This is a genomic window from Paraburkholderia gardini (assembly GCF_907164575.1).
GTDB lineage: Bacteria > Pseudomonadota > Gammaproteobacteria > Burkholderiales > Burkholderiaceae > Paraburkholderia > Paraburkholderia gardini.
On the sequence record NZ_CAJQYY010000023.1, the window covers coordinates 44,969 to 63,662 of the forward strand.

At 62.8% G+C, this 18,694-nt stretch carries 14 protein-coding genes; 11 read left to right on the forward strand and 3 right to left on the reverse strand.

Annotated features, from left to right (window positions below):
• Window positions 1-30 precede the first annotated feature (30 nt).
• The 6 genes from xylB to LPA34_RS19000 all read left to right on the forward strand — a co-directional run bounded on the left by xylB (window position 31) and on the right by LPA34_RS19000 (window position 8,662).
• Entirely contained in the window at window positions 31-1,509 is a 1,479-nt protein-coding gene (gene xylB / locus LPA34_RS18975; protein ID WP_228981062.1) for a xylulokinase, read from the forward strand.
• Between the two features lie 146 nt (window positions 1,510-1,655).
• Window positions 1,656-2,684, forward strand: a complete 1,029-nt coding sequence (xylF, locus tag LPA34_RS18980; protein WP_228981064.1) for a D-xylose ABC transporter substrate-binding protein — start codon at window positions 1,656-1,658, stop codon at window positions 2,682-2,684.
• Between the two features lie 100 nt (window positions 2,685-2,784).
• Window positions 2,785-4,350, forward strand: coding sequence for a D-xylose ABC transporter ATP-binding protein (gene xylG, locus LPA34_RS18985; protein WP_228981066.1), 1,566 nt, complete (start codon window positions 2,785-2,787; stop codon window positions 4,348-4,350).
• Entirely contained in the window at window positions 4,347-5,546 is a 1,200-nt protein-coding gene (locus LPA34_RS18990; RefSeq protein WP_228981068.1) for a sugar ABC transporter permease, read from the forward strand. Before xylG ends, LPA34_RS18990 begins: the two co-directional genes overlap by 4 nt.
• A gap of 468 nt (window positions 5,547-6,014) precedes the next feature.
• Window positions 6,015-8,198 (forward strand): DUF6531 domain-containing protein, encoded by a 2,184-nt coding sequence (locus LPA34_RS18995; protein ID WP_228981070.1) that lies wholly within the window; start codon window positions 6,015-6,017, stop codon window positions 8,196-8,198.
• Entirely contained in the window at window positions 8,195-8,662 is a 468-nt protein-coding gene (locus tag LPA34_RS19000) for a hypothetical protein (protein WP_228981072.1), read from the forward strand. Before LPA34_RS18995 ends, LPA34_RS19000 begins: the two co-directional genes overlap by 4 nt.
• 101 nt (window positions 8,663-8,763) lie before the next feature.
• Here LPA34_RS19000 and LPA34_RS19005 read toward each other — a convergent pair whose 3' ends face one another.
• A complete protein-coding gene (locus LPA34_RS19005) occupies window positions 8,764-9,060 on the reverse strand; it encodes a hypothetical protein (protein ID WP_228981073.1) in 297 nt (98 codons plus the stop codon).
• A 235-nt stretch (window positions 9,061-9,295) separates the two neighbouring features.
• On the opposite strand from LPA34_RS19005, the gene LPA34_RS19010 reads away from it, so the two are divergent.
• Complete coding sequence (locus tag LPA34_RS19010; RefSeq protein WP_228981075.1) at window positions 9,296-10,408, forward strand: GGDEF domain-containing protein; 1,113 nt, start codon at window positions 9,296-9,298, stop codon at window positions 10,406-10,408.
• Window positions 10,409-10,429: 21 nt separating this feature from the next.
• On the opposite strand, the gene LPA34_RS19015 is transcribed toward LPA34_RS19010, so the two are convergent.
• The gene (locus LPA34_RS19015; protein WP_228981078.1) at window positions 10,430-12,160 is read right to left on the reverse strand and encodes a peptidoglycan D,D-transpeptidase FtsI family protein; all 1,731 of its coding nucleotides are present in this window, start codon (window positions 12,158-12,160) and stop codon (window positions 10,430-10,432) included.
• 245 nt (window positions 12,161-12,405) lie between these two features.
• Window positions 12,406-13,950: a methyl-accepting chemotaxis protein gene (locus LPA34_RS19020; protein WP_228981175.1), complete on the reverse strand. Its 1,545-nt coding sequence runs from the start codon at window positions 13,948-13,950 to the stop codon at window positions 12,406-12,408.
• Window positions 13,951-14,400: 450 nt separating this feature from the next.
• Here LPA34_RS19020 and LPA34_RS19025 point away from each other — a divergent pair, with 450 nt between their 5' ends.
• The 4 genes from LPA34_RS19025 (at window position 14,401) to LPA34_RS19040 (ending at window position 18,663) form a co-directional block, all read left to right on the forward strand.
• Window positions 14,401-14,550, forward strand: a complete 150-nt coding sequence (locus LPA34_RS19025) for a hypothetical protein (RefSeq protein ID WP_228981080.1) — start codon at window positions 14,401-14,403, stop codon at window positions 14,548-14,550.
• A gap of 179 nt (window positions 14,551-14,729) precedes the next feature.
• Entirely contained in the window at window positions 14,730-16,418 is a 1,689-nt protein-coding gene (gene aepX / locus LPA34_RS19030) for a phosphoenolpyruvate mutase (protein ID WP_228981082.1), read from the forward strand.
• Window positions 16,418-17,596: a phosphonopyruvate decarboxylase gene (gene aepY, locus LPA34_RS19035; RefSeq protein ID WP_228981177.1), complete on the forward strand. Its 1,179-nt coding sequence runs from the start codon at window positions 16,418-16,420 to the stop codon at window positions 17,594-17,596. Before aepX ends, aepY begins: the two co-directional genes overlap by 1 nt.
• A complete protein-coding gene (locus LPA34_RS19040; protein ID WP_228981084.1) occupies window positions 17,596-18,663 on the forward strand; it encodes a 2-aminoethylphosphonate aminotransferase in 1,068 nt (355 codons plus the stop codon). The genes aepY and LPA34_RS19040 overlap by 1 nt, the downstream gene beginning before the upstream one ends.
• Window positions 18,664-18,694: the final 31 nt, after the last annotated feature.

Here is an 18,694-nt window from a genome sequence, read left to right on the forward strand (position 1 = left end):
GCACACTTGCGCAAAAAAAGGATGGAGACAATGTTCATCGGTATTGACCTCGGCACGTCGGGCGTCAAGGCGGTGCTGCTCGATCGCGACTCACGCGTGCGCTGCACGGCCGGACATGCACTGTCCGTCAGCCGCCCGCACCCGCGCTGGTCGGAGCAGTCGCCCGAAGACTGGTGGCACGCCACGACAGCGGCAATCGGCGACCTGCTCGCGCAGGTCCGTGTGGAAGGCATCGACGCCACGCGTATCGAGGCGATCGGTCTCACCGGCCAGATGCACGGCGCGACGTTGCTCGACGCGAAAGGCGACGTGCTGCGCCCGGCGATCCTGTGGAACGACGGACGCTCGGACGTGGAATGTGTCGAGCTGGAAGCGGCCGTACCGCAATTGCATGCCGTTGCCGGGAATCTTGCGATGCCGGGGTTTACCGCGCCCAAGCTGTTGTGGATCCGCAAGCACGAACCGGATGTCTTTGCGCGTATCGCGCAGGTACTGTTGCCTAAGGACTATCTGCGTTTCCGGTTAACCGGCGATTTCGCAACCGATCCGTCCGATGCAGCCGGCACGCTATGGCTCGACGTCGCAAAGCGCGACTATAGCGACGCGTTGCTTGGCGCATGCGGCTTGATGCGCGCGCAGATGCCCAGGGTCTTTGAAGGCAATCGTATTACCGGAACGCTTAAGCCGGAACTCGCACGCGAGTGGGGCTTGAAGGAAATTCCGGTTGTCGCGGGTGGTGGCGACAACGCAGCGGGCGCCGTCGGTGTCGGCATCGTCAAGCCTGGGCAGGCGATGCTTTCGCTCGGCACATCCGGTGTTTACTTCGCCGTGTCCGATGGCTTTCTCGCGAATCCCGCTTCGGCGGTGCACAGCTTCTGTCATGCATTGCCGCAGACGTGGCACCTGATGTCGGTGATGCTGAACGCGGCCGGCTGTATCGACTTTTGCGCACGTCTCACTGGATATGCGGACGTGCCCGCGCTGCTCGCCGATGCCGAAGCGAATGCAGGCAGCCGGAGCACGTGGTTCCTTCCGTATCTGACCGGCGAGCGCACGCCGCACAACAACGTGAACGCTAAAGGCGTGTTCTACGGCATGACGCCTGAGACGACACGCGCAGATCTCGCCAATGCGACGCTGGAAGGCGTCGGCTTCGCGCTGCTCGACGGCATGGACGCGCTGCATGCGGCGGGCCTCGTGCCCGAGGAAATCACCGTAATCGGCGGCGGTTCACGCAGCGCTTACTGGACGCAGATGCTGGCCGACATTGCCGGCCGTCCGCTGACGTTGCGATCGGGCGGCGAGGTGGGCCCCGCGCTTGGCGCCGCACGCCTCGCGCATCTGGCGGTCGAGCCGTCTGCATCGCTCGAAGCAGTGTGTCCGACGCCCGAAGTCATGGCGGTGCGGGAGCCAGATGCGACGCGCCACGCGTGGTACCGCGACGCGCGCCGTCCCACCTTTCAGGCGCTGTATCGCGCGCTCGAACCCGTGTTTGCGGCCCATCCCTGACGGACGGGCGGAAGCGGACCGATGGTCGCGGCCAGTGCAGCCGCGCCGCGAAAAAGGTAGTGCCTTTGTTGTCATTTGCCCGGCTGCGCAGTCTTGACGCGTGGCCTTTTGATGCAGCATGAAACGACCATAACGAGGAGTGAGACATGAAATTCAAAACACGCCGTTCCCTGCTGGGCACGCTCCTGTGCGGAGCGATGGTAGCCAGCCTGTCCGTCGTCGCGCCGCTCGCGCACGCGAGCAAGGATCATCCTGAAATCGGCTTCTGTATCGACGATCTGCGCGTCGAGCGCTGGTCGCGCGACCGCGACTATTTTGTTGCCGCCGCGCAGAAGCTCGGTGCCACGGTGTCGGTGCAATCGGCCGATGCCAGCGAGGAACGCCAGATCGCGCAGATCGAAAACCTGATCTCGCGTGGCGTCGATGTGATCGTCATCGTGCCGTTCAATTCGAAGACGCTTGGCAACGTGGTGGCCGAAGCGAAGAAGGCAGGCATCAAGGTCATCTCGTATGACCGCCTGATTCTCGACGCCGACGTCGACGCGTACATCTCGTTCGACAACGAGAAAGTAGGCGAATTGCAGGCCCAGGGCGTATTCAACGCACAGCCCAAGGGCAACTACTTCCTGCTTGGCGGCGCACCGACCGACAACAACGCCAAGATGCTGCGCGAAGGCCAGCTGAAGATCCTCAAGCCGGCAATCGATCGCGGCGACATCAAGATCGTCGGGCAGCAGTGGGTGCCGGAGTGGAGCGCCTCGACCGCGCTTCGCATCACCGAAGACGCACTCACCGCGAACAACAACAAGATCGACGCGATCGTGGCATCGAACGACGGCACCGCCGGTGGCGCGATCCAGGCACTGGCCGCGCAGAAGATGGCGGGCAAGGTGCCGGTGTCGGGCCAGGACGCCGACCTCGCGGCCGTGAAGCGCCTGATTGCCGGCACGCAGACCATGACGGTCTACAAGCCGCTCAAGCTGATTGCGGGCGAAGCCGCAAAGCTTGCCGTGGATCTGGCGAAGGGCACGAAGCCGGCGTTTAACGCGCAATACGACAACGGCAAGAAGAAGGTCGACACAGTGCTGCTGCAACCGACGCTCCTCACGAAGAGCAACGTGGACATCGTCGTGAAGGACGGCTTCTACACCCAGTCGCAACTCGCGAGCCAATAAGACGTAAGACGTGCGCGGCTTCTCATCATTCCGTTAGCTGAAGATAAAGCCAGGGCTAAGGATGAACGAAGCCGCGCACTTTGCAACGAGGCAGACGCGAATGGCGCAACCATTGCTGACGATGCGCGGCATCGTCAAATCGTTTTCCGGCGTCAAGGCGCTGGATGGCATCGACCTCGCCGTCTCACCGGGCGAGTGTGTCGGCCTGTGCGGCGAAAACGGCGCAGGCAAGTCGACGCTGATGAAAGTGCTTTCCGGCGTGTATCCGCACGGCACCTGGGACGGCGAGATTCTCTGGGAAGGTAAGCCGCTCAAGGCGGCGAACGTGCGCGATACGGAACGCGCGGGCATCGTCATCATTCACCAGGAACTGATGCTGGTGCCGGAGCTTTCGGTGGCCGAGAACATTTTTCTCGGCAACGAGATCACGTTGCCCGGCGGGCGCATGAACTACGCGGCGATGTACCGTCGCGCCGATGAATTGCTGCGCGAGCTGGATATTACCGGCATCAACGTCGCGCAGCCGGTGATGAACTATGGCGGCGGTCACCAGCAGCTCATCGAAATCGCCAAGGCGCTGAACAAGCGCGCGAAGCTGCTGATTCTCGACGAACCGTCGTCTTCGTTGACGGAAACGGAAACGCGCATCCTGCTCAACATCGTACGCGATCTGAAGAAGCGCGGCGTGGCGTGCGTCTACATCTCGCACAAGCTCGACGAAGTCGAAGCGGTGTGCGACACCATCACGGTCATCCGCGATGGCCGGCATGTGTCGACCGGCCCGATGCACGGGCTGACCACTGAACGCATCATCGCGATGATGGTGGGGCGCGAAATCAGGAACCTGTTTCCGCGCGAGCCACACGAAATCGGCGACGTCATTTTCGAAGCGCGCAACGTGACGTGTTACGACGTCACGAATCCACGCCGGAAACGCGTCGACGACGTATCGTTCACGCTACGGCGCGGTGAAATTCTCGGCGTGGCGGGACTGGTCGGTGCAGGGCGCACCGAACTGATGCAGGCGGTGTTTGGCGCCTATCCGGGCACCTGCACGGCGAGCGTGATGCTCGAAGGCGCGCCGCTCAGGATTCGCGCGCCGGTCGATGCAATCCGCGCCGGCATTGCGATGGTGCCGGAGGATCGCAAGCGTCACGGCATCGTGCCGCAGCTGGGTGTCGGGCACAACATCACGCTTGCGGTGCTGCAACGCTTTGCCAAAGGCGGCCGCATCGACGCCGCCGCCGAACTCGATACCATCCACACGGAAATACGACGGCTGTCGATTCGCGCCGCGCATCCGATGCTGTCGATTGCGAGCCTCTCGGGCGGCAACCAGCAAAAGGCCGTACTCACGAAGATGCTGCTGACGAATCCGAAGGTGCTGATTCTCGATGAGCCGACACGCGGCGTCGATGTAGGCGCGAAGTACGAGATCTACAAGCTGATCTTTCAACTCGCGCAGCGCGGCATGGCGATCGTGATGGTTTCGTCGGAGTTGCCGGAAGTGCTCGGCATCAGCGACCGCGTCATCGTGATCGGCGAAGGCGAGTTGCGCGGCGACTTCATCAACGACGGCCAGACGCTTACGCAAGAACACATTTTGACGGCCGCACTGAACCCAGTGAATTCTTCCATGACTCAAACCGGAGCGAGTGCCGCATGACTCCCGACGTCACTTCCCAAGGCCCCGGCGACGCGGCTTCGTCCGCCTCGTACGGCAGCGGACAGCGTTTCCAGCAACTGTTCGCACGCTACAAGATTCTCGCGCTGCTGCTCGCAGTCACGGCGATCTGGATTTTCTTCTCGTTCCTGACGCATGGCGCGTTCGTCACGCCGCGCAACCTGTCGAACCTGCTGCGACAGATGTCGATCACCGGCATGCTGGCCTGCGGCATGGTGTTCGTCATCATCGCGGGCGAGATCGATCTGTCGGTGGGGTCGCTGCTTGGATTGCTGGGCGGTGTCGCGGCGATTCTCGACGTGAACCGTCACTGGCCGCTTGCCGTGACCGTGCCCGTCGTGATGCTGCTCGGCGTGCTGGTCGGCATGTTCAACGGCTGGTGGTCGACATACCGGCGTGTGCCTTCGTTCATCGTCGGCCTTGGTGGCATGCTTGCATATCGCGGCATTCTGCTTGGGATCACCGGCGGTTCGACCATCGCGCCCGTCTCCGATGGCCTCGTGTTCATCGGCCAGGGCTATCTGCCGCGAATCGCGGGCGATACGCTCGCCGTCGTGATCTTTGCGCTGCTCGCGCTGCTGACGGTGCGCCAGCGCCGCAACCGGCAGCGCTATGAACTGCCGGTCGTGCCGGTCTGGCAGGACGTCGCGAAGATCGTGGGCGCGGGCGTGATCCTGTTCGCGTTTGTCGCCACGCTCGACCGCTACGGCGGCATTCCGGTGCCGGTGTTGCTGCTGCTCGCGCTGCTGGCCGTTTTCACGTGGATCGCAACGCAGACCGTGTTCGGTCGTCGCATCTACGCGGTTGGTTCGAATCTTGAAGCGACGCGGCTGTCAGGCGTCAACACGGATCGCGTGAAGCTTGCGATCTTCGCGCTGATGGGGCTGATGTGCGCGTTCGGCGGCATCGTCAACACGGCGCGGCTCGCGGCCGGCTCGCCCTCGGCGGGAACGATGGGCGAACTCGACGCGATCGCGGCGTGCTTTATCGGCGGCACGTCGATGCGCGGCGGCTCCGGCACGGTCTACGGCGCACTGATCGGCGCGCTGGTGATGGCGAGCCTCGATAACGGCATGTCGATGCTCGACGTCGACGCTTACTGGCAGATGATCGTCAAGGGCGGAATTCTGGTGCTGGCTGTGTGGATCGATGTGGTGTCGGGATCGAACCGGCGGTAAGGCAAGTCGCAAGTCGGGCTCCAGCACGGCGATCGCACAAGACCGGTAAACGATGCGCGTCGATTTCGCTGATCGTCGGCAACGGGCGCATGTTGAAACTGCGACTTTCAGGTTGCAGTGCCCGTTGTCGTTACTGACGAAAGAACCTGTCTTCAGCAAGTTCGATTGCAGCTTTGCGATTTTTCGGACGCCTGTCTACTGAATGCCTCGTTATGGTTGAACGGCTCCTTACAAGGAGCCCACTACACATAACAGGCAGGAGGTTTGATGGGTATCAGAGTGTTTCAGCCACCGCTGATTTCGCGCTTCGCGTGTGCGCTTGCTATATGCACGCTTCTATTCGGAGCAGCATCGTCGCATGCGGCGGGCGGCGACGGAGACTGCCTCGCGGGATATGCACAGTCTGGCGCGATCCCCGGAACCGGAATGTCGTGTGCCCTTAAGGCGGCGGCTGGTTCACCCGGGGGGATGGGCGGTTACACGTGCCTGAATAACATAGATCTAATCTGGAGTTTCTGCAATTCTCCTGCACCGGTTCAACCGGAATCAACTTGTCCTGTCGCGGATCCCGTTTATCCAGGTACCGGATCGGTCACGCTAACTGAAACGGATTTCATTGGCGGTGGTGACGCGCCACTGACGTTCACGCGTACGTATCGCTCGGCGCCACTTGCACCGCCGAGCACTGGTTTAGGCGCGGACTGGACGCACAACTGGCAGCAGCAGCTGGATACGTACTATGCCCGCAGCAGTCCGCCCAGAATCACGGCGTACCGCGATGACGGAGACCGGGTTGCGTTCAGCAAGGTAAGCGGTGTTTGGGTTGCTGCGGGCCGGCCTTCGCTGACGCTAACGGACAACGGTTCTTCGTGGATCATTGCGGACCGGACCACCGAGGTCATTGAAACCTATTCGGCGCAAGGCGTACTGGCGTCGGTTGCGACGCGTCAAGGATGGGTTACGGCCCTTACGTATAGCGACGCAAACACGCCGACCTCGGTCGCGCCGACAAAAGGGCTCTTAACCACCGTTACTTTGCACAGTCCCGATGGCATCGCTTATCTGGACCGTTCACTCAGCATTGTCTGGGATTCGAAATCGCGTATCTCGCAGGTTACCGATTCGACGGGTGCGGTCACCCGATACGGTTACGACGCCAATAACAATCTGACTTCCGTGACGTGGCCGGACGGCAACGTCCGGCGTTACGTCTATGAGAATCGTAATTTCCCCGGCGTGCTGACCGGGCTTATCGATGAAACTGGCTCGCGGATCGCAACGTGGAGCTATGACGGAAATGGGCGCGCGACTGCGGTCACTCATCCTGACTCGACGCAGAACGCACAGTTTGCATATGGGAGCGGGTCGACCACGGTTACCGATAGTCGAGGCAATACAGCACTGAATTTTTCGCTGCTGGCGGGAGGGCACCGTCCGACCGGCAGCGTGGGGTCGACTGGCGCGACCACCGGCATGAGTTGGTACATATCGGGCAACCTGCTCTCCAATACCGCGGCAGACGGGACGAACACCGGCTACAGCTACGACAGCGCAAACCGTCCCATCCGGCAAGTTCGACGCGGCTCGTTCGGTACCGCAACCACATCGGTACGCTACGCCGATGCGAACAGTCTGAGACTGTCAATGGTTGCCGCGCCTGGCATGATTACGTCGTTCGTCTACGACAGCCGCGGAAATCTGGCGGGCGTGGGTGAACAGACCACCGACGATCCGACAGGCGCCAGCGAATTCGATGCGAAATCTGGCGGGCAGTTGCGCGCTACAGGGATGGAATATGACTCGCATAACCGGCTGATTTACGTCTTAGCCACGGTCAACGGCGTGAAGCAGGGCGAATGGGAACAGACATACGATCCCAGCGGTAACAAGCGTTTTCTGGTCGACAGGATGACGATGCAGGTGTGGGGCGTCGGCGTGCGTGACCAGACGAACCGTCCAATACAGCTCAGTGGTCCCGGTTTTATTGTGAATCCGGTTTACGACGTGCGCGGGCGGATTAGTCAATTCATTTACGTTGAGCAGGCAACTGCGCTCAACGGGTTCGTTTCGCGAAGGCTGACGGTTGACTACGGATATTCACCGGATGGGCACATCGTTTCTCGTACGGGCACGGTTCAAAGCAATGGTGGCACCACGTCCGATCTGGGCAGTGCGGAAATCGATTCATGGCTATGGAATTACGAGGATAGTGTTGTCCCCGCGGGCCCAGCACAAGGTCGGCTCGGAGCTGGCATATCGCTGCGTGGACCGCGAGAACCTGGGATCGAGCCTGTGTGCGTCGAGTGTTTTATTCCACCCGTACGATGGGCCGCTGGTGCTGTCTCGTGGGGCACAACGATATTTGGCAAGGGTGGTGAAAGTTGTCAATCAGCGATCGCCGACACATCGACGGTTAATTGGGGAGCTAACGCAAACCAGATATCGCATACTTTCCGTTATCTTGACCGGCAAGGCATCTCGCGTGACGCAGTAATGAGCGCAGTAAAGCAAGATCTCGCCGATAGCGGCGGCAGTCTAAGCGTGGGTCAGGGGAAGTCTTTCTACGTTAACGTAGGCGGGCGGACTATTGAATATTCCGCGTATAGACTGTCGTCTACCGAAATCCGTGTTGGATCGATCAGACCGCAATGATGAAAATGGGGATCGCAGTGCAACGACAACTGACTTTACACGAGCGCCGACTCCTGGAGTTTCTGCTCTCGATCAATGAGCCGTTATATGGCGCTCTTGCGACGGAGTGGAAGACCCAGACCAGTACTCTGGTTGTGTGCGACGTCGACCCATCCTGCTTCTTCGCAAAGCGTGTCGCCCACGTTTTTGAGGCAGATGAATTCGACATCATTACACTTCGTCGGGAGTTGATTGGCATCGACGAAGGCGTGCCAGTTTTGATTTACGCCCTCGTCGAGAAGTCTCCCGGCGGATACGTGCTTGATAGCTTCTCGGTTGACCGCCTGGACGGCAAGGCGCTCAGATCCTTCCCGGATGCCGGGGAGAATCTGATGGTAATGGAAGGGGGACGGCGGATTGATGGAGCGGACTGGCGGAACGTATATTCGGAGTCGGAGTATTCGCCGCCTCGCAAGCTGGTCTAGTTACGAAAGGCAAAAGAAGGGCGCAAAGCAAATTGCTTCCTTGCATGTCCTTCAACGTCGAGCGTTACACAACCTGACCGGAGGGACACGACGCCAACCGGTCAGTTCTGGCGATAACCGCGCCACGTCGCACAACGCCGCCTGAACAGAATATTCAATCCGGACACGGCAAACCCGACGATGATCAGCGCGATGCAGAAATAGAGAAGGACCGAAAGAACTTCCATATCGTCGGGGTTCGCCATTTCATCTTGACCGAAAATATGCAGCATGGCGCGAAGGAACTCGTCGACAGCGTCCGGCATGTTGAACGGTAGCGTCAGGAAAAGTCGCACGAGAAAAAATGCGCCGATGACGGTCAGCGCAAGATTCCCCACATAAAGCACGGTTTTTTTCATCGAACTTCTACTGTTCCATACGCTTTTAGCGTTGTTCCCCGCACCGGTAATTCGGCTAGATGCGAGCGAAGATATCGTTCAATCCGGATCATGAAGGAAGCCGGTATCCCGCCGGATCGCCAACCCGTTTACCCCCATTCCCGCCGCAAAAGGGCTCAAGCCCCAGAAAAATCGGCCGATAACATTACAGATGAGGCCGATGTGCATGCCTCGCCCTGCCCGCCCAACCGATAACGTGACGAATCTCGCCCAAACGCCGCTTTCCGATCGCCTTCGCGCGCTGATCGACACCGTTCAGCACAACGAGCGCACGCTTCGCCGCTTCCAGGACGTGGAGCTGCATCTGATCGGCGCGCAGGACTTCCGGTCTTTCCTCGACACGCTGTTCACCCGTCTGCCGCGCGAATTCACGCTGACAGGCGTCCTGCTCTGGCTAGACGACCGCGCGCCGATGCTGCATGAACTGCTTTCTCCGGAAGCGCCGTACCGTCCTGCCAGCCATCAGCTGAAAACCGCGCGCCATATCGGCGAGGCGGGTGCGCAACTGTGTCAGGGCGGTCGCCCGTGGCTCGGCAAGGCGCGGGAAATGGGCGAAACGGCACGCAACGCGTTCTTCGAGGGCCAGACGTCCGCCGCCAGCGCGATCGTATTGCCGCTCACGACCGCCGGCCGCCCGATGGGCTACCTTTGCCTTGGTAGCGACAACGCAGGGCGCTTTGCGGAAGGCATGGCGACCGACATCCTCGAACGCTTCGCGACGATCGTCAACGCAAGCCTCGATAACGTCGCGCACCGCGAGCGGCTCAAGCAGCTCGGCATGACAGATCCGCTGACGGGTCTCGCGAACCGCCGCTATTTCGACGAGCGCCTGCGCGAGGAAACCACGCGCGCTGCACGCTACGCGCTGCCGGTCGCGTGTCTTTTCATCGACATCGATGGCTTCAAGCAGATCAACGACGGGCACGGTCATCCGACGGGCGACCGCGCGCTCGTGCTCGTCGCCGCCTGCGTGCGGCAACAGGTGCGGCTCGGCGACACACTCGCGCGTTACGGCGGGGAAGAGTTCGCCGCGTTGCTGCAAGGCGATCTGAAAGATGCGATGGTCGTGGCCGAGCGTGTGCGTCAGGCGGTATCGACGCTCGAGCTGCTCGACGACAGCGGCACACGAATCGGACTGACGGTGTCGATCGGCGTGTCGGCGCGCACCAGCAAACGCCGCGACGATCCGTCGACGCTTGGCGTAACGCTGATCGACGAAGCCGACCGCGCGATGTATCTCGCCAAGCGCAATGGGCGCAATCGCGTGCGGGCGCTCCCCGGCAATACGCTGGATGCGCCTGTGCGTTAAGCCAGAGGAACGCGGCACACATTACGCATCAGGCGGCACACCGAGCAGTTGCAGCGCGCCACCGGTCACCGACGAAAACACCGGACCTGCCACGGTGCCGCCATAAAACGCACGGCCAGCCGGATCGTCGATCATGACGGCGACGATCAGCCGTGGATCGCTCATCGGCGCCATCCCGACAAAGAGCGCGCGATAGCGGTTCTTCGCGTAACTCGCGCCGACCTGCTTGCGCGCCGTGCCGGTCTTGCCGCCCACCCGATAGCCTTCGATTGCCGCCGCGCGGCCGGTGCCCCCCGGCCCCGTCGCCATTTCCAGCATCGAACGGATCGACGCCGCCGTCGCGGGCTTCGTCACGCGATGGCCCGGGCTGCGCGGCGCGGCGTCGATGCCAGGCTGCGCGTGATCGAGCAGCAGCGTGGCCGGATGCAGCGTGCCGTCGCCCGCATAGGCGGTATAGACCTGCGCGATCTGCAGAAGCGACGCGGAGAGCCCGTAGCCGTATGCCATCGTCGCCTGCTCGATGGGCCGCCAGCGTTTGTAGGGCCGCACCTTGCCCGCCGCGACGCCGGGAAACGTCAGTGCGGGCGGCTGGCCAAGCCCGTATTCCTGGTACTTCGTCCAGATCGTTTCCGCCGGCAGGTTCAGCGCGAGTTTCGCGAGCGCGATGTTGCTCGACTTCTGTACCGCCTCGGCAACCGTCATCCGGCCGTGATCGGACGTGTCGTGAATCACGTTCGGCCCGATCCGGTAACTGCCTGGCGCCGTATCGATGAGCGTTTGCGGGCGCACCTTGCCTTCATCGATCGATAACGCGACGACGAGCGGCTTGATCGTCGAACCCGGCTCGAACGTGTCGACGACCGCGCGGTTGCGCAACTGCCGGCCGGTCAGGCGCGTGCGGTCGTTCGGGTCGAACGTGGGCCAGTTCGCGAGCGCGAGCACTTCGCCGTTGCGCGCGTCGAGCACGACGACGCTGCCGGCCTGCGCGCCGTGTTTTTCGACGGCCGCGCGCAACTGCGCGTAGGCGAGTTGCTGGATGCGCCGGTCGATCGTCAGCTGGACTGTCGCGCCGTTCTGCGCCGGTACGAGCGGCCGTGTCTCGGACACCACGCGGCCAAGCCGGTCGCGGATCACTTCGCGCTCGCCCGGTGCGCCGCTCAGCCACGCGTCGGCGGAGAGTTCGATACCTTCCTGGCCCTTGTCCTCGATGTCCGTGAAGCCCACCACGTGCGCCGCCGATTCGCCTTCGGGATAGAAGCGCTTCGTGTCGGCGATCTGCATCAGGCCCGCAAGTCCGAGCCGGTCGATCTTTTCGGCGGTATCGACGTCGACCTGGCGCTTGAGCAGCACGAACTGCCGGTCGGCGGTGAGACGTCGCCGCAGCTCGGGAACCGGTATGTCGATCAGCTTCGCGAGCGGCGCGAATGCGGCCTCCTTGATGAGCCGCGGCGTGGCCCAGATCTCGAAGGTCGCGAGACTTACGGCGAGCATCGCGCCATGCCGGTCGACGATACGCCCGCGCGTGGCGTCGAGTTCGATCGTGCGCTGATAGCGCTTTTGCCCCTGCTCGATATAGAAGTCCTGGTTCGCGACCTGAATCCAGAACGCGCGCCCCACCAGCGAGGCAAACGCCACGAAGATGATCAGGAGGACCAGCTTCGAGCGCCACATCGGCAGACGCGAGGCGAGGAGCGGATTCTGCGGTGTGCCCGCATGCGGATCGCGGCGCGGCGGAGTGTGCTTTGAGTTCATCGCACCGATTGTAATGAGATCGTAATATCGATGTCAGCACGATGCGGAAAAGGGTGGGACCGGCGAACGCCGTCCCGGAAGAAGCGGCGCCTGGAAAGCGGCTCCGCAAAAAAAAAATGCCCGGCCGTAATCTGCTTTAAAAGCCCGGCCGGGCGATTCGTTCTATCACTGCGTCGTCCCCGACGCGGCGTGTTTGCGAGGCGCTGCCGATCTCCGGGCGCCTTCTTTTTTATCCTGCCCTGCGCTCAGGCCGGCAGCGAGAAGCTCGCGATCGCTTCGCGCAACGCGCCGACCTGATCCTTCAGCGAATGCGCGGCGGCTGCAGCCTCCTCCACGAGCGCGGCGTTCTGTTGCGTCACCTGATCCATTTCACCCACCGCGCGATTGACCTGCTCGATGCCCGCGCTCTGCTCGCGCGACGCGTTACTGATTTCCTCGAGAATCTCGTTCACGCGACGCACCGACTGCACGATCTCCGTCATCGTCGAGCCGGCGTTCGTCACGAGCGACGCGCCTTCTTTCACCGTATCCGTCGACGTTTCGATCAGCGCCTTGATTTCCTTCGCGGCCGTGGCCGAGCGCTGCGCGAGGCTGCGCACTTCGGCGGCCACGACGGCGAAGCCGCGTCCCTGTTCGCCGGCGCGTGCTGCCTCGACGGCTGCGTTCAGCGCGAGGATGTTGGTCTGGAACGCGATGCCGTCGATCACGCCGATGATGTCGCCGATCTGCCGCGAGCTGCTGGTGATCTCGCCCATCGTGCGCACCACATCCTCGACGACCTTGCTGCCGCGCTTCGCGACATCCGCTGCCTGGCCGGCCAGTTCCGCGGCCTGCATCGCGTTGTCGGCGTTGTGCTTCACGTTGGCCGTCATCTCGTCCATGCTCGACGCGGTCTGCACGAGCGCGGCGGCCTGTTCTTCGGTGCGCTGCGAGAGGTCGGTGTTGCCGGCGGCGATTTCCGTTGCGCCGACGTTGATGTTGTCGGTACCGGTGCGCACGCGCGAAACCGTCTCGACGAGACCGTTCTGCATCGTATGCAGCGCGAACAGCAGGCTGCTGTGGTCTTTATGGCTGAGCACCGGCACGGTCGTCGCGAGATCGCCGTGCGCCATGCGCTGCGCGGCTTCGACGGCCACTTCCAGGTCGCCGCCGAGCGTGCGCCGCACGCTGCGCAGCACGAGCATCATCACGATTGTCGCGACACCGCCGAGCACGGCCGTGATCAGCATCCAGCGCAGCAGGTTCACGTAGAACGCGGACTGCACGTCGTCCATATACATGCCGGTCACGATGAACCAGTCCCACGGCGCGAAGCGAAACACGTAGCTCGTCTTCGCGACCGGTGCCTGGCTGCCGGGCTTCGACCACAGATAGTCGACGAAGCCGCCCTGGGCGGAACCGCCGGCCTTGACGATGTCGAGGAACAGATGGTTGCCCGCCGGGTCGGCGAACTGGCCGAGATTCTTGCCGACCAGTTCCGGCTTGATCGGATGCATCAGCATCACGGGCTGCGAATCGTTGATCGACAGATAACCGTCCGTGCCATAACGCATCGCGGCGACGGTGGCGAGCGCCTGCTTTTTGGCTTCGTCTTCGGTGATCGTGTGCTGCTGCGAAAGGGTGTAGTAATGATTGACGATGCTGTTGGCCTGCTGGACGAGAGACGTCAACTGGTCGCGGCGGTCGGTAATCATCGACTCGCGATTCTGGATCGCGCCGAACGCGCCGATCAGGATCAGACCGATCCAGAGTACGGCGATCATCGAGCCGAGCTTTTTATTGAGGGTCATCTTCTGCATGGTGTACGCGTCTTCCGTCGGTCGGAGCAGGCTGGATTGAGAGGCTGGCAAAGCGGACAAAGCGGACAGAGAGGCGATGCCATGCTCGCGTTTACGGCATCGCGTGTGGTGCGGCGCAGGAAGGGGAAACCCGTAATAAGCAGACAAATATCGGGACTATCCCGCGAGGTGAAATGCAGTTTTGCGCACTACGCGACATTAAACTCTTCGAATACCCGCTGAAGCTGGATAATCGAAATCCGGTTTAATCATGCGCGGTTTTATTCGACTAATATCGCCAGAATATGCCACATGATGCATATAAAAATTACACAATTTTCACCGCAACTCCATCAATTGCCATAAGGCTCGCAGCCGGAAGACAGCGCCGTTTTATTTCGTTTATAGTCGCCACTTTCAGTTCGCGAGACATCGCGTTATATCGTCAGCAGGCGATTGATCGTGGCGAATAAAAAAGCGGATGGGACGCGGGCTTTTTTGCCCATTCTTTTAAACCCGATTTCCTTTCATGCCGGAAAACTCATGCGAGCCATTATTCTTGCCGCGGGGCTCGGCCTGCGCCTCCAGCGGCCGCTCGAACATGCAGCATGAAGAGGCGTTGCACGGTCTGCCGCCCGAAAGCCGTTGTTCAGGCGGTCACCCAGGCCATTCCCCTTCGATATCGCGGACGCCATCTGCGCGCTGTGGATCGAAACCGGTTTTCCCAACGATGTGGCGCGTGCCGGCAATGAAATCCAGCCGCGCCTTCAGAGGACTGTAGGAGTCACACGATGAATGCAAGAGATCCCCAATTCCTGACCGCTTCGCGCAGCGCACGCTTGCGCCAGATGCTGGTGGGCAACGAGCTCGAATTCCTGATGGAAGCCCACAACGGCCTGTCGGCCCGCATCGTGCGTGAAGCGGGCTTTCGCGGCATCTGGGCGTCGGGCCTCGCCATCTCGGCGCAATACGGCGTGCGTGACAACAACGAAGCGAGCTGGACCCAGGTGGTCGACACGCTCGAATTCATGGCCGATGCGAGCGATCTGCCGATCCTGCTCGACGGCGACACTGGCTACGGCAACTTCAACAACGTGCGCCGTCTCGTGCGCAAGCTGGAGCAACGCGGTGTCGCGGGTGTCTGTATCGAGGACAAGCAGTTTCCGAAGACCAACAGCTTCATCAACGGCGAGCGCCAGCCGCTCGCGGAAATGGATGAGTTCTGCGGCAAGATCAAGGCCGGCAAGGATTCGCAGACCGACGACGATTTCTCGATCGTCGCGCGCGTCGAGGCGCTGATCGCGGGCTGGGGCATGGACGAAGCGCTGCGTCGCGCGGAGGCGTACCGTCAGGCCGGCGCCGACGCGATCCTGATTCACAGCAAGCTGTCGCGCCCCGACGAGATTCTCGAATTCGCGCGCGAATGGGCGGGCCGTGGTCCGCTCGTGATCGTGCCGACGAAGTACTACAGCACGCCGACCGAAGTGTTCCGCAAGGCGGGCATCAGCACGGTGATCTGGGCGAACCACCTGATCCGCTCGGCGACGACGGCGATGCAGGCGGTCGCGAAAGAGATCTACACGCACGAGACGCTCGTCGACGTCGAGGACCGCATCGCGCCGGTCAACGAAATCTTCCGCCTGCAGGACGCCGACGAATACTCGGAAGCCGAAAAGCGCTACCTGTCGGCCTCGCGCGCGTCGGGCGCGGCGGTGGTGCTGGCCGCGAGCCGCGGCGCGGGCCTCGAAGCGGTGACGACCGACCGTCCGAAGGTCATGCTGCCGGTCGCGGGCAAGCCGCTGTTGCGCTGGCTCGTCGACGCGTTCAAGAAGCAGGGCGTGAACGACATCACGGTGGTGGGCGGCTATCGCGCCGACGCCATCGACACGGCAGGCGTGAAGCTCGTCGTCAACGAACGTCATGCGCAAACGGGCGAACTGGCATCGCTCGCCTGCGCGATCGACGGCCTGCAAACCGATACGGTGATTTCGTACGGCGACCTGCTGTTTCGCAGCTACATCCTGCGAGATCTGGTCGAGAGCGAAGCGGACTTCAGCGTGGTGGTCGATTCGTCGCTGACGCAGACCGAAAACAGCAGCGTGCGCGACTTCGCATGGTGCTCGGCGGCCGACGATCGCGGCCTGTTCGGCAACAAGGTGCTGCTCAGGCGCGTGGCGAGCGAGCCGCTCGACGCGCAAAAGCCGGATGGCCGCTGGGTGGGACTGCTGAACGTGCGCGGCGCAGGGCGTGAGCGTCTGAAGGCCGTCGTCGCGAAGCTGCGTGAACAAAAGGATTTCGACACGCTCGACATGCCGGCGCTTTTGAACGCGCTCGTCGAAGCGGGCGAACAGATCGAAGTGCAGTACGTGCACGGCCACTGGCGCGGTGTGAACGATCTCGATGACTTCCGTCGCGCAGGCGATTTCGCGCACGCGCAGACGCCGTTCGCCGTCGGCGGCACGAGCGGCGGGGAGGCGTGATGATCGAAGCCGCGCAATTTGTCGAGGCGGCGCGCGAACGCGGCTTCGACTGGTACGCGGGCGTGCCGTGTTCGTATCTGACGCCGTTCATCAACTACGTGGTGCAGGATCCGTCGCTGCATTACGTGTCGGCGGCCAATGAAGGCGACGCGGTTGCGCTGATCGCGGGCGTGACGCTGGGCGCGAAGAACGGCCGGCGCGGCGTCACGATGATGCAGAACTCCGGTCTTGGTAATGCGGTGAGTCCGCTCACGTCGCTGACGTGGACGTTCCGGCTGCCGCAACTGCTGATCGTGACGTGGCGCGGCCAGCCCGGCGTGCCCGATGAACCGCAGCACGCGCTGATGGGGCCGGTCACGCCGGCCATGCTCGACATGATGGACATTCCGTGGGAGACGTTCCCGACTGAAAGCGACGCCATCGGGCCGGCCCTCGACCGCGCGATCGCCCATATGGACGAAACGGGCCGCCCGTACGCACTCGTGATGCAAAAGGGCAGCGTCGCGCCTTACGAGCTGAAGCAGAGTGCGGCACCTGCCGCGCGTGTGCCGCGTGCAGCGCGCTCCGTGCCAGCCGGCGTGCTGCGGGATGCGTTGCCGTCGCGCCACGACGCGTTGCAGCGCGTGATCGCGCACACACCGGTCGATTCGACTGTCGTGCTGGCATCGACCGGCTTCTGCGGCCGCGAACTCTACGCCATCGACGACCGCCCGAACCAGCTCTACATGGTCGGCTCGATGGGTTGCCTGACGCCGTTCGCACTGGGTCTCGCGCTCGCGCGTCCGGACCTGAAAGTGGTCGCGCTCGACGGCGACGGTGCCGCGCTGATGCGCATGGGCGTCTTCGCGACGCTCGGCGCGTATGGTCCGTCGAACCTCACGCACGTGCTGCTCGATAACGGCGCGCACGATTCGACCGGCGGTCAGGCGACCGTGTCGCCAGCTGTGTCGTTCGCGGGTGTCGCGGCGGCGTGCGGCTACGCGTCGGCCGTCGAAGGCGACGATCTCGCATTGATCGACGAGGTGCTCGGTTCCGCACCCGCGCAGGACGGCACGCGCTTCGTGCGCGTGTCGATCAGGCGCGGCACGCCCGACGGCCTGCCGCGTCCCACCATCACCCCGCCCGATGTGAAGACGCGCCTGATGCGCCACATCGGCACGGATCAAGGAGTGCATTGATGCTGCTGCTCAATCCCGGCCCTGTCACGCTGACCGAACGCGTGCGCCGGAGCCTGCTGCAAACCGACCTGTGCCATCGCGAGAGCGAATTCTTCGATCTGCAGGAAGAGGCGCGCACGCGTCTCGTGAAGCTGTACGACCTCGACCCGTCGCAATGGCAGGCCGTATTGATGACGGGCTCGGGCACGGCGGCCGTCGAAAGCATGATCGCGGCGCTCGTGCCGGAAAACGGCAAGCTGCTGATCATCGAAAACGGCGTGTACGGCGAGCGCATCACGCAGATCGCGAGCCAGTACCGCATCGCGCATGAAGCGCTGAAGCACGACTGGATGGAGGCGCCGGATCTCGGGCGCGTCGCCGCGTGCCTCGACGGCGATCGCGGCTTCACGCACGTCGCCGTGATCCATCACGAAACGACGACGGGCCGCCTGAACGACCTCGCGGCGCTCGGCGCGCTCTGCCAGCAGCGCGGCATCCGTCTGCTGGTCGACGGCGTGAGCAGCTTCGCCGCCGAAGCGATCGACTTCGTCGACGGCGGCATCGACGCCGTCGCGGCCACCGCGAACAAATGCGTGCATGGCGTGCCGGGCGCTTCGTTCGTGATGGTGCGCCGCGCGGCGCTCGCGAACGCGGCAAGCCGCACGTTCTATCTCGACCTCGGGCGTCTCGCGAAACTTCAGGACCAGCGCAACACGCCGTTCACGCCTTCGGTGCATGCGTATTACGCACTCGTCGAGGCGCTGCGCGAACTCGAGGACGAAGGCGGCTGGACCGCGCGTCACGCGCGCTACGCGGCGCTCGCCGAACAGGCGCGCGCGGGGCTCGCCGCGCTCGGGATCGAAAGCGCGGTGCCGCCGGCGCAGTCGTCGGTGGTGTTGCGCGCGTACCGGCTGCCCGCGGGCGTCACGTACCCGCAACTGCACGATGCGCTGAAGGCGCGCGGTTTCGTGATCTACGCGGGGCAGGGCGGCCTGTCGGCGGAACTGTTCCGCATCTCGACGATGGGCAACATCCATCCGGCCGACATCGACCGTCTGTTGCAAGGTTTCGCTGAACTGGCCCGCTGACCGGTTCGTCGGGCCGGGGCGTCCCGGAGCG